At 53.0% G+C, this 20,682-nt stretch carries 22 protein-coding genes; 6 read left to right on the top strand and 16 right to left on the bottom strand.

The features are described 5' to 3' along the window. Positions 1-273: 273 nt before the first annotated feature. The 3 genes from DDY07_RS12215 to DDY07_RS12205 all read left to right on the top strand — a co-directional run bounded on the left by DDY07_RS12215 (position 274) and on the right by DDY07_RS12205 (position 3,764). Positions 274-1,083 (top strand): Crp/Fnr family transcriptional regulator, encoded by an 810-nt coding sequence (locus DDY07_RS12215; protein WP_171696102.1) that lies wholly within the window; start codon positions 274-276, stop codon positions 1,081-1,083. A gap of 88 nt (positions 1,084-1,171) precedes the next feature. Further along, entirely contained in the window at positions 1,172-3,040 is a 1,869-nt protein-coding gene (locus tag DDY07_RS12210) for a diguanylate cyclase (RefSeq protein WP_171696101.1), read from the top strand. Between the two features lie 214 nt (positions 3,041-3,254). Beyond that, positions 3,255-3,764 (top strand): aspartate carbamoyltransferase, encoded by a 510-nt coding sequence (locus DDY07_RS12205; RefSeq protein WP_171696100.1) that lies wholly within the window; start codon positions 3,255-3,257, stop codon positions 3,762-3,764. Between the two features lie 189 nt (positions 3,765-3,953). Here DDY07_RS12205 and DDY07_RS12200 read toward each other — a convergent pair whose 3' ends face one another. Next, entirely contained in the window at positions 3,954-4,457 is a 504-nt protein-coding gene (locus tag DDY07_RS12200) for a YkgJ family cysteine cluster protein (protein WP_171696099.1), read from the bottom strand. Positions 4,458-4,812: 355 nt separating this feature from the next. Between DDY07_RS12200 and DDY07_RS12195 the strand changes: the two genes are divergently transcribed. Beyond that, positions 4,813-5,202: a glycine zipper family protein gene (locus DDY07_RS12195; protein WP_171696098.1), complete on the top strand. Its 390-nt coding sequence runs from the start codon at positions 4,813-4,815 to the stop codon at positions 5,200-5,202. A gap of 151 nt (positions 5,203-5,353) precedes the next feature. Continuing rightward, positions 5,354-5,911 (top strand): hypothetical protein, encoded by a 558-nt coding sequence (locus DDY07_RS12190; RefSeq protein ID WP_171696097.1) that lies wholly within the window; start codon positions 5,354-5,356, stop codon positions 5,909-5,911. 85 nt (positions 5,912-5,996) lie between these two features. Here DDY07_RS12190 and tpx read toward each other — a convergent pair whose 3' ends face one another. The 13 genes from tpx to queF all read right to left on the bottom strand — a co-directional run bounded on the left by tpx (position 5,997) and on the right by queF (position 17,482). After that, on the bottom strand, positions 5,997-6,494 hold the full coding sequence (tpx, locus tag DDY07_RS12185) for a thiol peroxidase (protein WP_171696096.1): 498 nt from the start codon (positions 6,492-6,494) through the stop codon (positions 5,997-5,999). A gap of 20 nt (positions 6,495-6,514) precedes the next feature. Continuing rightward, positions 6,515-7,906, bottom strand: coding sequence for a ribosome biogenesis GTPase Der (der, locus tag DDY07_RS12180; RefSeq protein ID WP_171696095.1), 1,392 nt, complete (start codon positions 7,904-7,906; stop codon positions 6,515-6,517). Between the two features lie 4 nt (positions 7,907-7,910). Beyond that, complete coding sequence (gene bamB / locus DDY07_RS12175; protein ID WP_033155552.1) at positions 7,911-9,122, bottom strand: outer membrane protein assembly factor BamB; 1,212 nt, start codon at positions 9,120-9,122, stop codon at positions 7,911-7,913. Between the two features lie 28 nt (positions 9,123-9,150). After that, positions 9,151-9,807 carry a tetratricopeptide repeat protein gene (locus DDY07_RS12170; protein WP_171696094.1) on the bottom strand — a complete coding sequence of 219 codons (657 nt, stop codon included), beginning with the start codon at positions 9,805-9,807 and terminating at the stop codon, positions 9,151-9,153. A gap of 33 nt (positions 9,808-9,840) precedes the next feature. Beyond that, entirely contained in the window at positions 9,841-11,127 is a 1,287-nt protein-coding gene (hisS, locus tag DDY07_RS12165; protein WP_171696093.1) for a histidine--tRNA ligase, read from the bottom strand. A 19-nt stretch (positions 11,128-11,146) separates the two neighbouring features. Then, the gene (gene pilW, locus DDY07_RS12160) at positions 11,147-11,872 is read right to left on the bottom strand and encodes a type IV pilus biogenesis/stability protein PilW (protein WP_253734475.1); all 726 of its coding nucleotides are present in this window, start codon (positions 11,870-11,872) and stop codon (positions 11,147-11,149) included. 25 nt (positions 11,873-11,897) lie between these two features. Further along, entirely contained in the window at positions 11,898-13,010 is a 1,113-nt protein-coding gene (gene rlmN / locus DDY07_RS12155; RefSeq protein ID WP_171696092.1) for a 23S rRNA (adenine(2503)-C(2))-methyltransferase RlmN, read from the bottom strand. Then, complete coding sequence (gene ndk, locus DDY07_RS12150; RefSeq protein WP_171696091.1) at positions 12,985-13,416, bottom strand: nucleoside-diphosphate kinase; 432 nt, start codon at positions 13,414-13,416, stop codon at positions 12,985-12,987. Before ndk ends, rlmN begins: the two co-directional genes overlap by 26 nt. Positions 13,417-13,563: 147 nt before the next feature. Beyond that, positions 13,564-15,411, bottom strand: coding sequence for a protein translocase subunit SecD (secD, locus tag DDY07_RS12145; protein ID WP_171696090.1), 1,848 nt, complete (start codon positions 15,409-15,411; stop codon positions 13,564-13,566). A gap of 74 nt (positions 15,412-15,485) precedes the next feature. Beyond that, the gene (gene yajC / locus DDY07_RS12140; RefSeq protein ID WP_084153212.1) at positions 15,486-15,836 is read right to left on the bottom strand and encodes a preprotein translocase subunit YajC; all 351 of its coding nucleotides are present in this window, start codon (positions 15,834-15,836) and stop codon (positions 15,486-15,488) included. 108 nt (positions 15,837-15,944) lie between these two features. Beyond that, on the bottom strand, positions 15,945-16,805 hold the full coding sequence (gene asd, locus DDY07_RS12135; protein ID WP_171696089.1) for an archaetidylserine decarboxylase: 861 nt from the start codon (positions 16,803-16,805) through the stop codon (positions 15,945-15,947). Beyond that, complete coding sequence (locus DDY07_RS12130) at positions 16,802-17,086, bottom strand: EscU/YscU/HrcU family type III secretion system export apparatus switch protein (protein WP_026603899.1); 285 nt, start codon at positions 17,084-17,086, stop codon at positions 16,802-16,804. The genes asd and DDY07_RS12130 overlap by 4 nt, the downstream gene beginning before the upstream one ends. Positions 17,087-17,092: 6 nt before the next feature. Then, on the bottom strand, positions 17,093-17,482 hold the full coding sequence (queF, locus tag DDY07_RS12125) for a preQ(1) synthase (RefSeq protein WP_171696088.1): 390 nt from the start codon (positions 17,480-17,482) through the stop codon (positions 17,093-17,095). A gap of 294 nt (positions 17,483-17,776) precedes the next feature. Between queF and DDY07_RS12120 the strand changes: the two genes are divergently transcribed. Further along, positions 17,777-18,136 carry a hypothetical protein gene (locus DDY07_RS12120; RefSeq protein ID WP_171696087.1) on the top strand — a complete coding sequence of 120 codons (360 nt, stop codon included), beginning with the start codon at positions 17,777-17,779 and terminating at the stop codon, positions 18,134-18,136. Between the two features lie 277 nt (positions 18,137-18,413). On the opposite strand, the gene DDY07_RS12115 is transcribed toward DDY07_RS12120, so the two are convergent. Together DDY07_RS12115 and DDY07_RS12110 are read right to left on the bottom strand one after the other, a co-directional pair. Then, positions 18,414-19,112: a response regulator gene (locus DDY07_RS12115; RefSeq protein WP_171696086.1), complete on the bottom strand. Its 699-nt coding sequence runs from the start codon at positions 19,110-19,112 to the stop codon at positions 18,414-18,416. Further along, the gene (locus DDY07_RS12110) at positions 19,109-20,677 is read right to left on the bottom strand and encodes an ATP-binding protein (protein WP_253734474.1); all 1,569 of its coding nucleotides are present in this window, start codon (positions 20,675-20,677) and stop codon (positions 19,109-19,111) included. The genes DDY07_RS12115 and DDY07_RS12110 overlap by 4 nt, the downstream gene beginning before the upstream one ends. Positions 20,678-20,682: the final 5 nt, after the last annotated feature.

The raw sequence follows: 20,682 nt of genomic DNA, 5'->3' as shown, positions 1-20,682 counted from the left end.
GGGAGTTGGCAACCGGGTCTTAACCCGTGCATAAGCCCAAATAGCCGGCCTTAGTTTGTGAAAAGCTATGCCTAGAGTTGGCTTCTTGCCCCAGTTCGCGCGGAAGTATGCTGGCGAAAAATTAGCCCTGTCAAACTTATCTTCAATCTAAGTAGCAGTACGTATTTTTAGCGGATAGCGGCTGTGTTAAAACGCGCTATGTTGGTATGGCTTTACCGTTTCAGCAATATGAATACTTGATTTACCCCTCGCTAAACAATCCGGAAATAACTGATGAGTGAATTGGACCATCCAAGACAAAACCAGCTTCTCGCTATGCTGCCTGAACCCGAGTATGCCCGTGTTTCAAGTTTACTGGAACGGGTTGAAATGGAGTGTGGCGACGCGCTTTGTGAACCGGATGAGTCTTTGCGTTATGTCTACTTCCCTGTGACCGGCGTGATAGCGGAGCTTTACTTTACTGAGAATGGAGCCTCCCGCGAACTGGCTTTGATTGGCAACGAAGGCATGCTGGGTATATCGCTGTTCATGGGCGGTGAATCCATACCGTATCAAGCCTTAGTCGTGATGCCGGGCTACGCCTATCGTTTGCGCAGGAGTCTGGTTGATGAGGGAATTGGGCTGATAGGCGGACAGCACAGTGGGCTGCAAGGTGTGTTACTCCGCTATACCCAGGCACTACTGACGCATATGACGCAAATAGCGGCTTGCAAGCGGCATCATTCCATTGAACAACAATTCTCGCGTTGGCTGTTGATGATCCTGGACCGGCAGAGCGGGAGCGAGATAGCAATAACGCAGCAATCCATCGCCAGTCTGTTGGGCGTGCGCCGCGAAGGCATCACCGAGGTTGCCGGGAAATTACAGCAAGCCGGGGTAATTCGGTATTGCCGTGGTCAAATCAGCGTGCTGGAGCGCGCCGGCCTGGAAGCGCAAAGTTGCGAGTGTTATCCGATCATCAAAAACGAGTTTGCTCGGCTGCTTGCTGTCAGTGCCAATCCGTCGCCGCTGTCCAAACCTATTACCGCCATTACCACTTATGGACATGCCAAAGATCTCAGGAGACGCTACGCATTTGGCTGATCAAGTCTACCGGCGCTGAAATATCGCCCCGTGGTTTTATCTGGTCAGTCCAGCTATTGAAACCCAGTCACCGATAGGGGGCGATTTTATGAACACTGCATCAGCCAAAGCCCATAGCTGCTCACTTGTTATAGACCACGATCCAGCCAGCCGGATGACGAACAAACACTCCCTGGCGGCGTTTCGGGATCATGATGCGGCGTTTTGCGAGGGAGAACCCAGTCATCACGGTCTTAAACTCGCTGAAGACCGCCAGCCAGAACAAGTGCGCGGGAATTGGCAATCACCGGATATGCTGGATGCCGGCTACATCGCCAATCAAGTGGAAACGGTCAAACAGGCGAATGTCTCCATCCTGATGCCGATAGAATGCGATGATGCGGCCTTTGCCACGGACCAATCTAACAACTGCGCCAGCAACGCGGACGCCGCATCGCCCACTGAAGTCAACCGAGAGTTGCAGGGACAGCACCTGCTGGCGGAGAAAACCGAAACCCTGGCGCAATTGCGTGAGGCGGAAGCTAAGTACCGGGCCTTGGTGGAACAAATGCCGGTGATCACTTATATCGCATCGTTGGAAACGCCGGTAAAGCTGTTATATGTCAGTCCGCAAATTGCTCAATTGGGCTTGCCCGAGCAAGATTGGCTTGATGACCCGCAAGGTTTGCTGAAGCGGGTGCACCCGGACGATCTGGCAGTGGCGGTAGAAGCCTATGCCTATACCTATAAACATCATGCGCCTCTGAGGTGCGAATACCGATTACGTAAACAGGATGGAAGCCATCGCTGGTTTCTCGACGAAGCCAACGTAGTGCGGAATGAAGCCGGCGAAAGTTTGTTTTTGCAAGGGGTCCTGATTGATATTACCAAAGACAAAGAAACCGAACAGGAGCTGAGCTATTACCGGCAACGTTTGGAGGAGTTGGTGTTTAAGCGTACGGAACAACTGGAAAAACAATGCGCTATCCTCAAGTCCGCCAATGCCAGTCTTGACACCACTTTGGTAAAGCTCAAACACGCCAATACCGAGGCACGCAACAGCGAGAGGCGCTTTCGCTTACTGCTGGATTCTGCCGGCGAAGGAATTGTCGGTCTTGATGTGGATGGCCGTTGCAGCTTCGTTAACCGAGCCGCGTTGCAGGTTTTGGGTTACGCCGAGGTAGACGTGCTGGGACAGGACATCGTTGCCATGATAGCCGGGGATTTGATCTTAGCGTTGGAAGCGCTCAAGTTGCCTGATATGGCCCGCGACATCATCGCTCAGCGTAGTACCGCTAATTTTAAACGCAAGGATGGCCGGTCATTTCCGGTCGAATATTCGTTTTATCCGGTCGCGTTGGATGGATTTGTCGATAGCTTGGTGTTGGTGTTTTGGGATATGTCGGCATCTCAAACCAAACGGCAGAGTTTGGCCTATCAGGCCAGCCACGACCCCTTGACCGGGCTGGTTAATCGGACAGCTTTTGAACAACGGGTGGCAAGGGTACTGGCTAGCACCCGCCCCGGCTATTTTCACCATGCGCTTTGTTACCTCGATCTGGATCATTTTAAGCAGGTCAACGATACCTGTGGACAAGCGGCAGGGGATGAATTACTGCGCAGAATCAGTAGCGTTTTGTCCTCCAAACTGCGGCAACGCGACACGCTGGCCCGATTGGGCGGCGACGAGTTCGCGTTGTTGCTGGAACACACCACACTTGATCAAGCGCGCAATATCGCCCATGAACTATGTAATAGCCTGCGCAATTTCAAATTTAACTGGGGTGATGCTGAATTTACCGAGAGCGCCAGCATTGGAGTGGCTGCGGTGACGTGTACCGTTCGGGATGTCGGGGAGTTTTTAAGTAACGCCGATAGCGCGTGCTACAGAGCCAAGGAAAAAGGCCGGAACCAGGTGCATGTGTTTTTACCTGATAACGTCGAGCGCCTCGATCAATTCCTGCAATGGAAAGCTTGAGGATTTTGCTAAAACGTATTTTGTGTATGAAGAACGGAGCCAGCGCATCACTGAGTGGCAAATCCGGCTCTATTGATTACCGGCATCCCGATCCGGCTATGTTTGTCGAAGCCAATTAGGGTGCTTCTCCAATAGGTCCGGAGCGAAAGGTATTAATCGACCGGATAAAAAACTCAGTGTTCAGGATGAATGTCAATCTACTCGGAGTATCGCCATGAAACACTACCTATTGATAATACTGGGTATTTTACAATGCCTGATCGTCGTGCAAGCTATTGAGCATGCGCCTGCCAAACCCATCAATCAAGAACAGTTACAGACAATAGTGCCTTACGCGGTGCAGGGGACGGTACAAACCTTTACCAAAACGGTGCACGGCGGTGTCCAGCATGTGGTGATCAAATCCGCGGACAATGCCTCGCAAATCAAATTAATTCAGGGGCATTTGCAAAAAAGGGCGGAACAATACCAGGCGGGCAATTATGCGGCGACGGAACGTTTGCATGGTGCGGACATGCCGGGGCTGGCGCAGTTAAAAAAGGCAAAAGTCGATGATATTAAAGTTCAATATCAAGCTTTGGATAACGGCGGACAGATTCATTTTTCTACCGAATACCCCCAATTCGTTCAGGCCCTGCACGAATGGTTCGATGCCCAAGCCGAGGACCACGGCAATCCAGGCATACCTGATCACGATAGCCATCATTCGCCGGCTGCTGAATGATGGCAGAGGCGTGTCTGTTCCGGGCATCCCAGGCGCGCTATAGGGCTTACTGAGTCGGCTCGGTTCGTTGAGCGGTATGAGTCGCGGAGCCTCCGCTCTGCGGACTGGCGACTGCTACTCTTTCAGCGGCGTGTTAGGTCTTTTTACTATCAAAAACAAACCTCTGCGTGTCGGGGCTATTGCCTCGCTTCAATCATCATCCCGCTGCCAATCCGCAAACCACTCCGGCAATTCGCGTGACTCGCTTAGAGCAAGTAGCCGATGATCAATGCCGTCATGGTTGCCCCACACCACTTCGCTCAGCGCGCCATCACTTACGCGCGCTTCGATGTCTTTACAGTACAGCCCCTGATCGCGCTGAACATAAAAACCGTAAGTTCGGCAAGCGATAGGGCGGTGTGCATAGACCAGGCAAGCGCCATTGGCTTTGTCCAGCAGCGGGCAGATGACTGGGCGCGCTATTTGGCCGGCCAGAGCGGCTATCTCCCCACTGATTTGCTGAAATTGCTCCGGCGGTAAGGCCATCAGGCCTTGTTGCAGACAATGCCATTCGTCCGCGGTGATCTTGGGTACTGCGGCAAGCCTGCGGCAACAGCCGTCGCAACCCTGGCGGCATAGCCAATCGGGTTGGTTGTCGCGGATGATTTTTACCCGCGTGTCGATATCTGCATGGAGTTGGGTGAGGGTTTTCATTGGAACATACTGCCTGTTTAAGCGGGTGTTGCAAAGCCTTTCCGAACATGACGCCGATTCGTGAGTGCTGAGCTGCCGGCGGCGTTTTAACCGGATTCTAATCAAAGCTTAAGTAGATTTTAAGTCGCCAAACTTAGAATTTTTCACAAGTGAACAACTTACGGAGTGATTATGTGCGACTCGAATACTGCTATAAATCAACAGCTTGGCGAAAAATGCATCGGCAGCAATATCTCGCAACTTTATCAACTCTAATGCGTGCCGGAGCAATCCTCCGCAGCACCAGTCGCTCAATATTTCAAACAGCAATGATGAGAATTTAGCTAACAATTTAAACATGCCTTTTGGAGGAAAAATGACACAAAAATATTTCGGCAGTATGTTGCTACTTGCCACATTAACCAGCGGCTGCGCATCCATGAGTAGCTGGCATCCGATCATCGACCCGCGTTTGGACCAACAGCCGCAAACCACGCAACGCGACATGGTCGAGTGTAAGTCTCTTGCGGAACAAGCGTCGGATATTACCAAGGAAATCGGCATGGGTGCCGGTGTCGGTGCGGTTACCGGTGCCGCGGGCGGCGCGGCAGTCGGTGCGATAGCCGGCAGCGCCGCCACCGGCGCAGCCGGTGGTGCAATATTGGCTATCCCCGCGGGATTATGGGAAGGCTATAAAGCGAACGAAAGCTTTAAAAGAGCATTTAAAACCTGCATGCGTCAACGCGGCCATACCCTGGTTAACTGAAGAAAATTTCTGAAAATGCCTGATTTTCACCATGGAAGGCGAGGATATTTAAAGGCCGGTTCAATGGTCCATATATTATAAATATCGGTTATCAGGCATGGGCTTGATAATATATCGCCTGGATATTTATCGAACTTAGTTAGAACCGACGATGCGTGAATTAACCGACCGAGAGCTGTATCAGGCCCTGCAATACGCCAAAAGCCAGGATGAAAATGCTGGCCGCAGCATACTTCAGCAATTCCAAACCGAGCAGAGCGCGTTGGCGCAAACGATCTTTGGCGTGTTTTCGGCTTTGATTGCCGACAAGGATAAAGATTTGGCAAATCTGTTCATGGATCTTTGTTTCGATGTGATTTGTGTATTCCGGCATGCCTTCGGCGATTTGCCGGACCAAAGGGTATTGAACATGGAATGGTTACAGAATACGGCCGCCTTACTCGATGCGGAGTTGCAGGCATTCATGCCTGGCAACAAGATGGATACGAAGTTTCGCGACAAATTTCAGAATCGATTTGCCGAGCGCCTGACCGAGAGCGATTCGCAAGCCGGCTTGGTTAAATTCATGGATGATGCCATCAGCGCCTATGTTGCCGACAGCCCGGCGGATCCTGATGCGGTTCGTGTTGCCAGAACCATGATTTATGTCGTTATTCAGCTATTTGGCGCGATGTATGATCAGGCGGAACGCCAAGCGACGGCTTCATGATTCCGGAGATTTAGAAAAATCTTAGACTTTAGCTTGTCGCTTCGCGCCGAGTTGAAAAATCTGAACTCGGCGCTCTGTGTCACGGTTAATGCAGGGCAGCCAAGGCGCTGACGTAGTCAGGCTCGTCGGCAATTTCGCTGACCAACTGGGTGTAGATGATTGTGTCGCTTTCGTCGATGATGACGATAGCGCGGGCGGTCAAGCCTGCCAGGATGCTGTCCAACAGCTCGACGCCGTAATCGTGGGCGAAGCTGGAACGGAAGGTCGAGAGCGGCACGACGTGTTTGATGCCTTCGACTTCGCAAAACCGCACTTGCGCGAAGGGTAGGTCGGCCGATACCACCAACACCACGGTATTATGCATATGCGCGGCTTTTTCGTTGAATTTGCGGGTCGAGGTAGCGCAGGTCGGCGTATCCAGGCTGGGGACTATGTTCAACACTTTACGTTTGCCGGCAAATTCAGCCAAACCCACGTCCTGCATTTTACGATTGGTTAATTGGAAATCCGTCGCTTGCGTACCTACCGCCGGTAAATCGCCGATAGTGTTGATCGGTTTGCCTTGGAAAGTGATGGTTGCCATGTGTTGCTCCCTGGGTGTTTTTATTTTTTGCGTTTGCTGAAATCGATCAGACGCTTGCGTTTTTTCATCTGACGATCGCTTAGCGGGTTTTTCTGGCCTTGAAACGGGTTCTCCGGCGACTTGAATACCAAGCGTATCGGCGTGCCTGTCAGCCGCAACTGATCGCGGAAATAATTCATCAAATAGCGTTTGTACGCACCGGGCAGGGCATCGGTCTGGGTGCCGTGGATCACGACAACCGGTGGATTGCGGCCGCCCTGATGCGCGTACTTCAATTTGATGCGGCGACCACCGACCAGCGGCGGCTGATGCGCGGCCAGCGCGTCGGTCAAAATCCGGGTCAGCAAGGGCGTTGACATGTCGGTCATCGCCGAGTCGTACAGGGTATGCACCACGTCGAACAGCTTGCCGACGCCGCTGCCGTGCAGCGCCGAGATCGGATGCTTTTCGGCAAAGTCCAAAAACGACAATTTGATCTCGATCTGCTTTTTCACGAAATCGCGGTGTTCGGCATTCAGGCCGTCCCATTTGTTCAAACCAATGATCAAAGCCCGGCCGGCTTCCAGCACTAAGCCCAAAATATGCGCATCCTGATCGGTCACGCCTTCACGGGCGTCGATCAAATAAATCACCACATGGGCTTTTTCGATGGCTTGCAGCGATTTAATGATGCTGAATTTTTCCACCGTCAACGATACCCGTGAGCGGCGGCGCATGCCGGCGGTATCGATTAGGGTGAATTTCTGGCCGTTGCGTTCGAACGGAATATAGATACTGTCACGGGTCGTGCCGGCTTCGTCGAACACCACCACGCGCTCTTCGCCGAGCAGCCGATTCACTAAAGTCGATTTGCCGACGTTAGGACGGCCGACGATGGCAATGGCGATACCCGGATCCTGTTCTTCGAATTCGTCCTCGACTACCGGCAATAACTCGTCGATACGATCCAGTAAGTCGTGGACATTGCGGCCGTGGGTAGCGGCAATCCCGATGGGTTCGCCGAGTGCCAGGCTATAAAAATCGTTGGTCACGGTATTGCTGTCGATGCCGTCGACTTTATTCACCACCAGCACCACCGGTTTGCCCAGCTTGCGCAGCATGTCGGCGATGGCTTCGTCGGTGGCGTTCAAACCGTCGCGGGCGTCGACCAGGAAGAACACCACGTCGGCTTCCTGCAGCGCAATTTCCACCTGCTTTTTCGCAAAAACGTCTATGCCTTCCTGTTCGTCAGTGATACCGCCGGTATCGACTACCAGACAGTCGCGCTCGCCGCGTTTGACCCGACCGTACTGGCGGTCGCGGGTCAGGCCGGGATAATCGGCAACTAATGCTTCGCGACTGCGCGTCAAGTAATTAAATAGCGTAGATTTGCCCACATTGGGGCGGCCCACCAGGGCGATAACAGGTAACATGAATTTATTTTGCTCTCAAAGCGGCCAGGGTGCCGTCTTTGGCGTAAATGAAAACCGTATCGTCCACGACTACCGGCTTGGCTTCTATCGCCGCTTTACTGACCTGAATCCGGCCCAATTGGCGGCCGTCGCTATTGGACAGCCAATGTACATACCCTTCGAAATCGCCGACTACGACATAATTTTGATAAACCACCGCCGCCGTCAATTGGCGGTTGTGTAAGTCTTTTTGTTTCCACAGCGAGGCGCCGCTGCGTTGATCGAGTTGCCAGACATGGCTTTGGGTATCGCTGACATAAAGGTAACGGTAATCCAGGCTCAGGCCGGTGTAGGAAGACACCGCTTCGTTGCGCCACAGCACATCGCCATCCACTTCGGATACCGAAGACGCGCCGCCGGTGAAGCCGGCAATATAAATGGCGCCGCGCGCCGCGACCGGATCGACATCGAGATCGACCAAGCGTTCGACTTCGGACCGACCGCTGGGTATCGCGATAGTGGCTTCCCAGATGGATTTGCCGTCTTTCAATTGCAGGGCTTCCAGCTTGCCATTGGCCGAGCCGGCGATCACGTTGTCGTCGACAATGATGGGGGCGCCGGTGCCGCGGATGCTCAGGGCCGGTACGCTGTGTTCGAAGGTCCAGAGTTGCGCGCCGTTATCTTCTTTGAGGCCGATGATTTTCCCGTCGGTGGTCCGGACGATAACAATACCGTGACTCACCACAGGGGCGGCCAATACTTCGCTGGGTACATCGATTTTCCAGCGCTGTTCGCCGTTGGCTTTGTCAAAACCTATGACTTCGCCGGTGCTGGTACCCATTACCACGGTATGCACCCCCAGACCGGGACCGGCTGAGAAGCTGTAATCGGTGTTGTTTTCCCAGCTCAGACTACCGTTGCCGGCGCCACGCGCCTGCAAATGGCCTTTGTTGTCGCCGACGTATACAGTGCCTTCGGCGACTGCCGGTATCAGTTTCAGATATTTTTCATCCGCGCCATTACCGATTGATTCCTTCCACAGCACCTCGACTTGCACTTCCGGGGTATATTCCTGCAAGGCGGCCGGTGGATCGGCATTGTCGTCGTCGCCGGTGATATATTCCGTTAAGCCCGAGATAAAGTCGCGTCCGGCATCCAAGCCCGCGCAGCCGGCCAGCATCGGCAGGCAGGCAAGCAGCGGGAGAAGTGAGCGGTATCTGATGTTCCTGATTAACATGCTATAGCGTTTATCCGTTGGCGTGTGCTTAATTGGCAGTCGCCGCGGCAGCGTTGCCAGGCGTTGCGACGTCGTCCAGCTTGAACTGCGTCAGCGGGGTGGCTTGACCGGTTCTGATTGCGCTTTGGTACGCGCTACGGGCTTCGTCCAAGCGGTCCAGCGCCACGTACAGGTCGCCCTGCAATTCGTCGTAACTGGCGGAAAAGCCTTCGGATTTAGCCGGATCGACCGCAGCGATCAGTTGCAAACCTTGTTCGTATTGGCCGGTAGCCAGCATCAGTTGAATCAGGCGTAGACGGGCAACATGTCTTAACTCATCGCTGTCGGCTTCCTTGATGGATTTTTCCAGAATTGCTTTAGCGCCTTCCAGATCGCCTTTTTGCACTTTGCTTTTGGCCAATTGCAGGCCGGCATAGTGGGAGTAAGCGGTGCCCGGAAACTCGATAGGCAAGCGTTCCGCCAGTTTCTCGGTGGATTCGCTATTGTCCTTGGCCGCGCTATCCAACAATTGTTGGTACATCTGCGAGGCTTGGGCGCGTTTTTCCAGTTGGTGGTTTTGCCAGAGATTCCAGCCGCTCACCAATACTATTGCGGTGACAACACCGGCGATCAATGAAGTCTGATTGGCTTCCCACCACTTTTTCAACTGTTCCAGTTGTTCTTCTTCGGTATCGTAAATTGCCACGGTAGTTCTCTTCTGTTATCAGGTTATAAGGGATTATTGGCGGTGCCAGTCTTGCAGGGTTTGCAGGAGCTGGTCGTGATTGTGTGTGCTTTGCTCAGCGTCGATGCGCAAGGGTTTTAAAGCCACTTCGCCGCGTTGGGCTTCGTCGTCGCCGATGATGATGGCGTACTCGGCGCCGGATTTATCGGCTTTTTTAAACTGGCTCTTGAAGCTGCCGCCGCCGCAATTGACCTGCAATTTCAGGCCGGGAAGCGCATCGCGGATGCGTTCTGCCAAGCGCATGCCGGCTGCTTCGGCGTTGGTGCCGACGCGAATCATGTAGACATCGGTGCTAGCTGCGACTGGGACATTATCCAGTAATTCAAGCAAGGCCAGGATGCGCTCCATGCCCATCGCAAAGCCGATGGCGTGATTCGCCTTGCCGCCCAGTTGTTCGATCAATCCGTCATAGCGGCCGCCAGCGCAGATGGTGCCTTGGGAGCCTAAGTGCTCGGTGACCCATTCGAATACGGTTTTGCCGTAATAATCCAGGCCGCGCACCAAGCGAGTATTCAATTGGTAGGTAATACCCAGATCGTCCAGCGTGGCTTTCAGGCTATTGAAATGTGCCAGACTTTCTTCTCCCAGATGCTCAAGCAACACCGGTGCTTGTTGCAGCATGGCTTGCATGTCTGGGTTTTTACTGTCCAGGATCCGTAACGGATTGGTTTCCAAACGGCGCAGGCTGTCTTCATCCAAAACCGCCAGATGTTGTTGGAAATATTCGACCAGCTTGCCGCGATAGGCCAGCCGTTCTTCGCTGGTACCCAGGGAATTGATTTGCAGCTCGACTTTATCGCGGATGCCCAGTTGCTTCCAGAGCCGGTCGGTCAGCGCGATGATTTCCGCGTCGATGTCCGGGCCGGGCATGCCGTAGGTTTCCACACCCAGTTGGTAGAACTGCCGGTAACGGCCTTTCTGTGGGCGTTCGTGGCGGAACATGGGGCCGTAATACCACAAACGGTGGCTTTGATTGTGCAATAAACCGTGCTCCAGGCAGGCGCGCAAACAGCCGGCGGTGCCTTCGGGGCGGAGGGTTAACGAATCGCCGTTGCGGTCGTCGAAGGTATACATTTCTTTTTCGACGATGTCAGTGACTTCACCGATCGAACGCTTGAACAGTTCGGTCTTTTCGACGATAGGTAATCTGATTTCCTGATAGCCGTAGGCGCTCAATACCTGTTTGGCCTGGCTTTCCAGCCATTGCCATAGAGGCGATTGTTCAGGAAGGATGTCGTGCATGCCGCGGATGGCTTGGATAGCCTGTTGTTGTTTTGCCATGATCTTGTTTGTTGCCGGATTATTTGCTGATCGCGGTTTTGACTTGTTGTGCTTCTTTGGAAGCCGGAAAAGAGCTAATCAATTGCTCGCGGTATTCTTCGGATATTTTGCTGTTACCCAGCGCCCGTTCGGTTTGAAACGCGATCCACAGCGTTTCCGGGGTATGTTTGGCGACGCCCAGGTAGCGCTCCAGAAACGCCCTGGCCGACATGAACTGGCCATTCTGGTAACTGATGCGTTGCATCTCCTGTAAGGCCGGCGAGTAATCGGGCTGTGATTGCAAAGCTTGGCGAAAATACTCTTCGGCGCGCTGCATGTCGTTCTGCTTAACGTAACAAACGCCCAGATTGGTTAATGCAAACCAGGGCCGGTTGTTCATTGGCGATGCCATCGAATCTTGCAGCAAGGCTATGCCTTTATCGAATTTGCCTTGCTCGCACAAGAAGCGGCCATAGTTATTCTTGATGCTGAAATTATCCGAATCTTTATTCAGCGCTGTTTGATAGCTGTCGCTGGCTGCTTCGGTTTGTTTGATGCGCTCATAGAAGACGGCCAAGGCGTTATGAGTTTCCGGGTTGCTGGAATCCAGCCGCACGGCAGTTTCCAGCTTTTCCTTGGCGACGTCGAGCATGCCCATGTCCAGATAACGCGCGCCCATTTGTAGATTGAGCTTGGCTTTTTCGGCATTGCTCATCGTCTCGCGGGTGTCCGGCAGCAGGCCGCAAGCGCCTAGCAATAGGCTCATCAGCACTAATCCGCGAGCGGCTTGCCTATTGGCCATGCGAGAGCCCTTGTACTTGCAGTTTTAAATGTCTGCGGCTTTTATCTTGTACTTGACCGACCAATTGCCCGCAGGCTGCATCGATGTCGTCGCCGCGGGTCTTGCGAACGGTAGTGACGATGCCGGCATTATGCAGAATATCCCGAAATTTCAGGATGGCGGCGTTACTGGAGCAACGGTAAGGCGATTGCGGAAACGGATTGAACGGAATCAAATTCAGCTTGGACGGCACGGTTTTCAATAGCTTGACTAAGGTGCGCGCGTCTTCCGGGCTGTCGTTGATGCCGTCCAGCATCACGTATTCAAACGTAATATGCTTGCGCGGGCCAGTCTTGGCGTATTCGCGGCAGGCTTCCATCAACTCCTTCAGCGGGTATTTGACGTTGATTGGTACGATTTGGTCGCGCAAGGCGTCGTTGGGGGCGTGTAGCGACACGGCCACGCTGACGTCGCAGACCTCGTTCAGGCGTTTCATGGCCGGGACAATGCCCGAGGTGCTGATGGTGACGCGGCGTTTGGACAGGCCGTAACAAAAATCATCCATCATTAAATTCATGGCTGCCACGACGTTATCGAAGTTCAACAGCGGCTCGCCCATACCCATCATCACAACATTGGTGATGCGGCGTTCCGGTCCCAGCCGTTGTTGAGCCAGATACAGCTGGCCGATGATTTCGGCGGTGGACAGGTTGCGGTTAAAGCCTTGTTTGGCGGTCGAGCAAAAGGTGCAGGCCAACGCGCAGCCCACTTGCGAGGACACGCATAGCGTGGCGCGGCGTTCTTCCGGGATGTAAACGGTCTCCACCCGATTGCCGCAGTGCATCTGCACCGCCCATTTGCAAGTGCCGTCGGACGCCAATTGTTCGGCGACGATTTCCGGGACTTTGATCTGGCAGTGTTCTTTTAAATGACTGCGTAGCGATTTGCTCAGGTTGGTCATCTCGTCAAAATCCGAGATGCCTTCCTGATAAATCCATTTCAGCACCTGGGTGGCGCGAAACGGTTTTTCGCCGAGCTCGACAAAAAAGGCTTGCAAGCCTTTTCTGTCGAAATCCAGCAGATTAATCAATGCTGGCTTAGCGGATACGGTCGCAGAGTTCATTAGCAGAGAAGAAGTAAGCGATTTCTCTCGCGGCAGATTCTGGTGCATCGGAACCGTGTACAGCGTTTTCGTCGATGCTGACTGCGAAGTCTGCGCGAATAGTGCCGGCCGCCGCTTCTTTAGGATTGGTGGCGCCCATCAGTTCACGGTTTTTCAGGACTGCGTTTTCGCCTTCCAACACTTGCACAACGACTGGACCAGAAGTCATGAAGCTAACCAAGTCTTTGAAAAAACCGCGTTCTTTATGCTCGGCATAAAAGCCTTCGGCTTGATCTTGGGTCAGTTGCAGCATTTTGGATGCGACGATGCGCAGGCCGTTTTTTTCGAAGCGGCTGACAATTTCCCCAATCACATTTTTAGCGACTGCATCAGGCTTGATGATTGAGAAAGTACGTTCGATTGCCATTGTTTAACTCCAGTGAGGATGTTGATTGAAAAATTAGTTGCGCATTATAGCGTGTCAGGCAGAGTGTTGAAAAACGCCCTGCCGAATAGTGTGTTTCCGAAATCGCGGAAGCGGTCCGGTTTATGCTAAGCCGAGACCAAATTTTGGCTAGATGGAAATTTTATCGCTGCGGTGATCGTTGCCGTAGAACCAGTTGACCAACATCCGGGTGCCGGTGACCGCGGTAAATACCGAAGTGGCAATCCCAATCATCAAGACCAGCGCGAAACCCTTAACCGGGCCGGTGCCAAAGCCGAACAACAATACGGCGACGATGAAGTGGGTAACGTTGGAGTCGAGAATGGTGGCAAAGGCTTTTTCGTAACCGACGTATATGCTGGCCTGCCGGCTCAAACCGTTACGCAGTTCCTCGCGGATCCGTTCGTTGATCAATACGTTGGCATCCACCGCCATACCCACAGTCAAGACGATGCCGGCCATGCCTGGCAGGGTCAGAGTGGCTTGCAACACGGACATAATGGAGATCAGCAGCACGACGTTGAATAACAAAGCAAAGTTGGCGATCAAGCCGAAAGCTCGGTAATAAGCTACCATGAAAAACACGACCAGCAGGAAGCCGGCGGTAATCGACATCATGCCTTGATCGATATTTTCCTGGCCCAAGCTAGGGCCGACGGTGCGTTCTTCGACAATTTCAACTGGAGCCGCCAAGGCGCCGGCTCTAAGTAATAAGGCCAAAGTGCGGGCTTCTTCAGGGCTGTCCAGGCCGGTGGTTTGGAAGCGTTTGCTGAAACTGTCGCGGATGGTGGCGACACTGATGACTTTTTCGACTTTTTCTTTGTGTTGAACTTTCTCGCCGTTAACGACCCGGGTTTCGGATTTGTATTCGATGAACACCACCGCCATCGGCTTGCCGATATTTTCCTGAGTCATCTTGCCCATTTTCTTGGCACCGACGCCATCCAATGTGATGAATACGGCAGGTGAGCCGTCTTGATCCAAGCCTGATGACGCATCGGTGATTTGGTCGCCGGTGACGATAACCGCGCGTTTCAATAGCACCGGCGCGCCGTTTTTATCTTTATATAAGCGGCTGCCGATAGGTTCGTGGCCGCCCAGGGCCGATTGCACATCATGCTCTACGTCAACCAAACGGTATTCCAGTGTGGCGGTAGTGCCCAACAATTCTTTGGCGCGGGTAGTGTCTTGCACGCCAGGCAGTTGCACGACGATGCGGCTGTCGCCTTGTTGCTGAATGATAGGCTCGGCGACACCCAGTTCGTTGACCCGGTTACGCAGCGTGGTAATGTTTTGGCCCAGCGCCGCCTTCTTGATTTCGCGCAGGTTGCGTTCGGGGATGTTCAATGTAAATTCATTCGGACCGCTTTCCACTAAATCCAGGCCGCGAAAATCTTTATTGAGTACTTCTGTGGCGGCCACTCTGGATTCTTCGTTAGGTAACACGACTTTGATGCCGCCCGCTTCCTTCGCAACCGATTGATACCGAACTTTCGCATCGCGGAAGGCCGAGCGAATGTCGTTGGTGTAGCGTTCTTCGGCTTGTTTCAGCGCGGAGTCCATGTCAACTTCCAACAGGAAGTGCACCCCCCCGCGCAAGTCTAAGCCCAGATGCATAGGATTTGCACCGAAAGCGCGTAGCCAAGCCGGGGTGGCAGGCGCTAAATTCAAGGCGACTGTGGCTTTACCGGCCATTTGTTCGCGCAATAGGTCTGCCGCTTTCATTTGTTCGTCGGTGTTATTGAACCGCGCCAGGATTTTGCCGTCGGCAAATTCAAAGCTTTTCAACGTGAAACCAGCGTTTTTGATGCTGGCGGCGACTGCGTCAGCCTGAGACTGCTGCAATGGCGTCGGGCTAGACGAAGCCAATTGCACTGCCGGGTCGTTGCCATAAAGATTAGGCAGCGCGTAAATCGTACCGACTAACAGCACGAAAATTACTAGGATGTTTTTCCAGACAGGGAAATGATTTTGCATGGTTATTCCATTAAAGCAGTGACAGCCAAGCTGTTGCGAATAAAAGCGGGGTATATCGCAGGGTTAAAGCAAACTTATTCTTTGGTTTTTTTGCTGTTCAAGGTTTTGTAAGTACCTTTAGGCATCATGTTGGCGATGGCGTGACGTTGGACCTGAATAAAGCTGTTGTCAGAGACTTCCAGTTTGACGAAGTTGTCGTCCAATTCGGCCACTTTGCCCAAAATGCCGCCGGTGGTGACCACTTCGGCGCCTTTACCCAACGCAGCCAGCATTTGTTTTTGTTCCTTGTTGCGCTTGGATTGTGGGCGGATGAACAGGAAATAGAAAAATATCAGAATACCCAATGGGAACAGCATGCCTTCAAAGCCGGGTTGTACGGCGGAGGGCGCTGTTTGGGCCAGCGCATCGGAAATCAAGAAACTCATGGTAATCCTCTTATTGTTATCGTCGTTTTAATGGTCCGGCCGGGCGGACAGGCGCGCATTATGCCACACTAGCAGTGCTTATCACATTACGCTGTCAATTTGTCCGGTTTATGCTAGCGTTCGGCCAATCGCCTCGCCCAGTTGTACCGCTCTGCCGCTGGAGAAGTCGTCGTTCCAAGCTATTTTTTCTTTACCGAACAGGACGATAATCGTCGAGCCCATATTGAATCTGCCCATTTCCATGCCTTTTTCAATAATCGGCGCGTCTTTTTCATAACGCCAGGTCCTGGGAGCGCTGATGCTCGGTGGCGTTACGACACCGTGCCAGACGGTTTCGACGCTGGACACGAAAATTGCGCCGACCAGAATCAAAGCCATCGGACCGGCGGCTGTGTCAAAAATACAGGCTACGCGCTCGTTGCGCGCGAACAGATTCGGAACGGCGCCAACGGTAGTGTTATTCACGCTAAATAGCCGGCCGGGAATGTGCACCATTTCTTTCAAAGTGCCGGTTAGCGGCATATGCAGGCGGTGGTAATCCTTGGGCGACAAGTAAATAGTGGCGAAGGAGCCATCTTCAAAGGCCTGCGCCCGTTCGGCGTCGCCGCCCAGCAATTCCATGGCGCTGTAGTCGTGGCCCTTGGCTTGGAAAATTCGACCGTTGCTGATCGATCCGGCTTGGCTGACCGCGCCGTCCGCCGGACAGGCTATGGCGTCGGCGGCGGAGTCAATCTGTCTGGCGCCGTCTTTTAATTCGCGGGTAAAAAAATCATTGAAGCTGGCGTAGTGATCCAGCTCTTGAAACTTGGCTTCCTGCATATTTACCCCGTACAGCTGCACGATGGATTTGATAAACAGGTTTTTCCAGATTTTATTTTGGCAGTGAGTCAGTTTGGACATCACCCCGGAGAGTGCGTGATGCGGCAATGCGTATTGCGGCAACACGGTAAACGTTTCTTTTAAATTCATGATTCGGAGTCGGGGGTTTTGCCGCTGATGAAATACGCAAAGGCGATGACTTCGGCAACGGCAATATAGAGTTGTTGGGGGATTTCCTCACCGAGCGGGACTTGCGCCAAAATTCGCGCCAGCTCCGGCTCGTTTTGCAGCGGTACGCCGTGTTTTTCGGCGATGGCCAGAATTTGCTGAGCGGTAAAGCCTTCGCCTTTGGCGGTTACTTTCGGCGCATTTTTGCCGTCGTATTGCAGGGCTACGGCAATGTCGCTGTTGTAGAAGGTTCTGCCACTCACGTTGCTTTACGGCAGATTGACCAGTTCAGGCGCTTGCCAGCTTGGGTCGCGATGTTCGGCGATTACCGTGGTGTAAATGCCGCCACGCACATTGAATTCGGCGCGCAGGCGCATGAAATTGGGCGAAATTGCCGCGACGATATGATCCAAAATTTCGTTTGTGACAGCCTCATGAAAGGCGCCACGCTCGCGGAAAGTCCACATATACAGCTTCAAAGACTTGAGTTCCACGCATAATTTATTGGGTACATACTCCAGAACCAATTTGGCAAAGTCGGGTTGGCCGGTCATCGGGCACAAACAGGTAAATTCCGGGATGTCGATGCGAATCGTAAAGTCGCGCGCCGGCCTGGGGTTTTCGAAAGTGGTGAGGTCTGCGCTGGGTTTTGTAGTCATTACTTGATTTGGGTTGTTATGGATTCCGGAGTAGCGAATGGGATGTCCGCCGGTTAAGTCTGGCAATATTTTACCAGCTAAGATGCGATAACGTATTAAGCATTTAAACTCAATGAGTTATCGTGTGATTTTGAGCTGGCGCTTGCGTAGGGTCCCGGGTTTGTTTCTCCTGAATCAGTCGAAACATTTGATGGGCAGAATTGTCAACAACTTGCGGCGAATGATGTAAAATTATTGTTAAGGCGAATCGCAAAAACCGCTAAGATGTGAGTCTAACTTGCAGGGGAGTCGACGATGGAAATCAACACTACATACCCAAACCCAAATTCCTTGGCTAGCCAAGGTGTATCCAAAGATCAAAAAGCCGGCGGGATTGAAGCGTTGGCCGAACGCAGGAAGGCGACCAATTCGCAAAATCAGGCCGAGAGACCAGAGCCCAGCCCAAGCGACACGGTTAGTTTGTCGCAGGAGTCTTTGAAATTGGCGCAGGCTGCCAGCGGACAAAATAGTGACAGTCAGGCCAGAATCAATAGCCCTGAGCAGGCGCAACAGGTGCTTGGAAGGTTGATCTCGGATATCCAAAACAATCCCGGTCAAGCGCAATCCGCTGTCGCCAATCGGCGGCCTAACAACTTAGGCGCATTGTTGAATTAGCTGCGGGTCGTTTTTTGGCCTGGACCTCGACGGCAAGAGCCAGTCTTGATGACTGGCTCCCTTCTTCATAATCCGTTAAAACTACGCGGTTTACCAGAGACGAGTGCGTCAACAGGGCCGCAATCATTTGAATTTCGAAAGAAATTAACCATAACGGGCTTCTCGAGCAGTTTTTAGAATGCTGGATTTGTAGAGTCTTGGACTCCCACCTCGACAGGCCAGCACCGAGTGCAGCCAACAGTTTAGACAGAACCGCTGTTTCAGGCCGGGTCAATCTTTAATCGTCATCGTTAACCGCCATGCGATACCCCACCCCCACGTCGGTCAGCAAATAACGGGGCCGCGCCGGATTGACTTCCAGTTTGTGGCGCAATTGCCCCATATAAATGCGCAGATAATGTTGATCGTGTATGTGTTCCGCACCCCAAACCTCTTGAAGCAGTTGGCGATGGGTCACGACCACTCCGGCATGGCGGATTAGAATGCCGAGTAGCCTAAATTCGATAGGGGTGATGCGCACTTCGTGGTCGGCAACAAATACTTTGCGCCGCGTCAGATCGATTTTTAACTGACCGGTTTCAAAAGTCTCTTGATTGCTCAGGCTGCGTGCAACCCTGCGCATTAAAGCTTGTAGCCGAGCATGCAATTCGCCGCTGCCAAAGGGTTTGGTCAAGTAATCGTCGGCCCCGGCATCCAGCGCCATGATCTTGTTTTGTTCCTGGCTGCGCGCCGACAATATCAGGATGGGCAGGTCAGACAATTGCCGCAAGCGTCGGGTTACAGCGATCCCGTCCATGTCAGGTAAGCCCAGATCCAAGATCACTAAGTCGGGATTGGCAGTGCTGAGTATCGCTAGTCCGGATTTGCCGCAGTCGGTTTCGATCATGGACCAGCCGCGAAGGCTGAGGCTGGTTTTTAGAAAACGTCGGGTTTGTGCGTCGTCTTCTATTAATAAAATTAAAGGCGCATTAGTCATGCCAGGCCTCCAAGCGCTTCCGATTCGACCAGCGGCGGCGGTTCGTGCAGCGGTAGTTCAATAAGAAACTCCGCGCCCTTGCCAATGCGGTTTTTCACATAAATCATCCCGCCATGTGCCTCGACAATCGCCTTGCACAATGCGAGTCCCAGGCCAACCCCGTTTTGTCCGGTTTCGGTAGTGCCGCGATAAAACTTTTCGAAAATCCGAATTTGTTGGTTCTTGGCGATACCCGGACCGTAATCTGCTACGGTTAAGCGGAATTGATCGCGCAGCGACACCGCTTCGATGTCAATCGGGCTGCCTGGCGACGTGTACTTAACCGCGTTTTCGATTAGATTGACCAACACCTGTTCTATCAGCACGGCATCTATCCAAACTAGCGGCAAGCTATCAGGCAGCAGGGTGCGGACTGGTCTGTCCTGTAACTGCTTATCCATACGGTTCAGAGCACTGCCGACTATCTCCTCAATGGTGTTCCAGCTTCTTTGCAAAATGATTTGACCGCTACTCAAGCGGGCCATGTCCAGAATTTTGCCGGTCAACTCCGACATGCGTTGCGCTTCTTCCAATACCGATTGATTCAGCTCTTGGCGTTCCGGGGCTGATAATCCGGCATCATTCTCGATAGCGGTGCCGACCGCGCCGATGATGCGGGTCAAAGGCGTGCGCAAGTCATGGGAGATAGAGCTTAACAGAGCGTTGCGCAAGGCTTCGGTTTCGGCTTGCAGATTGGCCTCGCGGGCCTGCGCGGCTAGCTGAAATCGTTCCAAGGTTTGCGCGATTAAGTGGCAGAAGGTGTTTACTTCCGGCGTTTGTCTAGCCAATGCTTCGGTTTGTAGGACGGCTAGAATGCCTTGCGCAGCGCTAGATCCTTGCAGTGGGTAATAGCTTAATGGGGGCTGAAGTTTGGCTTCACCTGTCTCGAAGGCTTGCTGTGCGAGGGTATGGTCGAGGCTTTGCAATGAAACGGGCAATGCTTGATTCGTTCGGATTTGCAGGCCGTTTTCGGTATTGGCAATCAGCAGAACGGAATCGGTACCAAATTCATTATCGATATGTTCGGCCGCGATACGTGCGACGGCGTTATGATCCTGTGCCGCCGCCAGGTCGCGACTCAATCGATAGAGCGCGTTGGTATGCGATTCACGCTGTTTGGCTAACTCGGCTTGCATGCGCGATTTTTCAAGCAGACTGCCGGTGACATTCGCGACGATGATCATCACCGCCAAGCCGACGATATTTTCCAAGTCGCTAATCGCAAAGGAGAATATGGGGCGGGCAAAATAAAAGGCAAAGGTTGGTGCGCTGAGTAGCGAGGCGACGATGGATGCGCTGCGGCCGTAGCGGCTAGCGACCAGAAATACGCCCAGTAAATAAGTCATCAGAATGCTGGCCGGTCCCAGCAGGTCACGCAAAGGCCAATCGATCAGCGTGCAAATGAAGGGAGCGGCGACGCCCCAGGCATGGCCGAGGAAGCGCTCGCGCTTTTGCGGGGATAGCCAAGCTTCGGATAGTGTCATCGGGGCGTCGGTATTAGCGCGTGGGGTGCGGTTGTTAGCCATTCGAC

This window comes from Methylomonas sp. ZR1, assembly GCF_013141865.1.
Taxonomy (GTDB): Bacteria; Pseudomonadota; Gammaproteobacteria; order Methylococcales; family Methylomonadaceae; genus Methylomonas.
The sequence above is the reverse complement of the archived record's forward strand: the minus strand, read 5'-3'. Positions and strand labels throughout refer to the sequence as shown.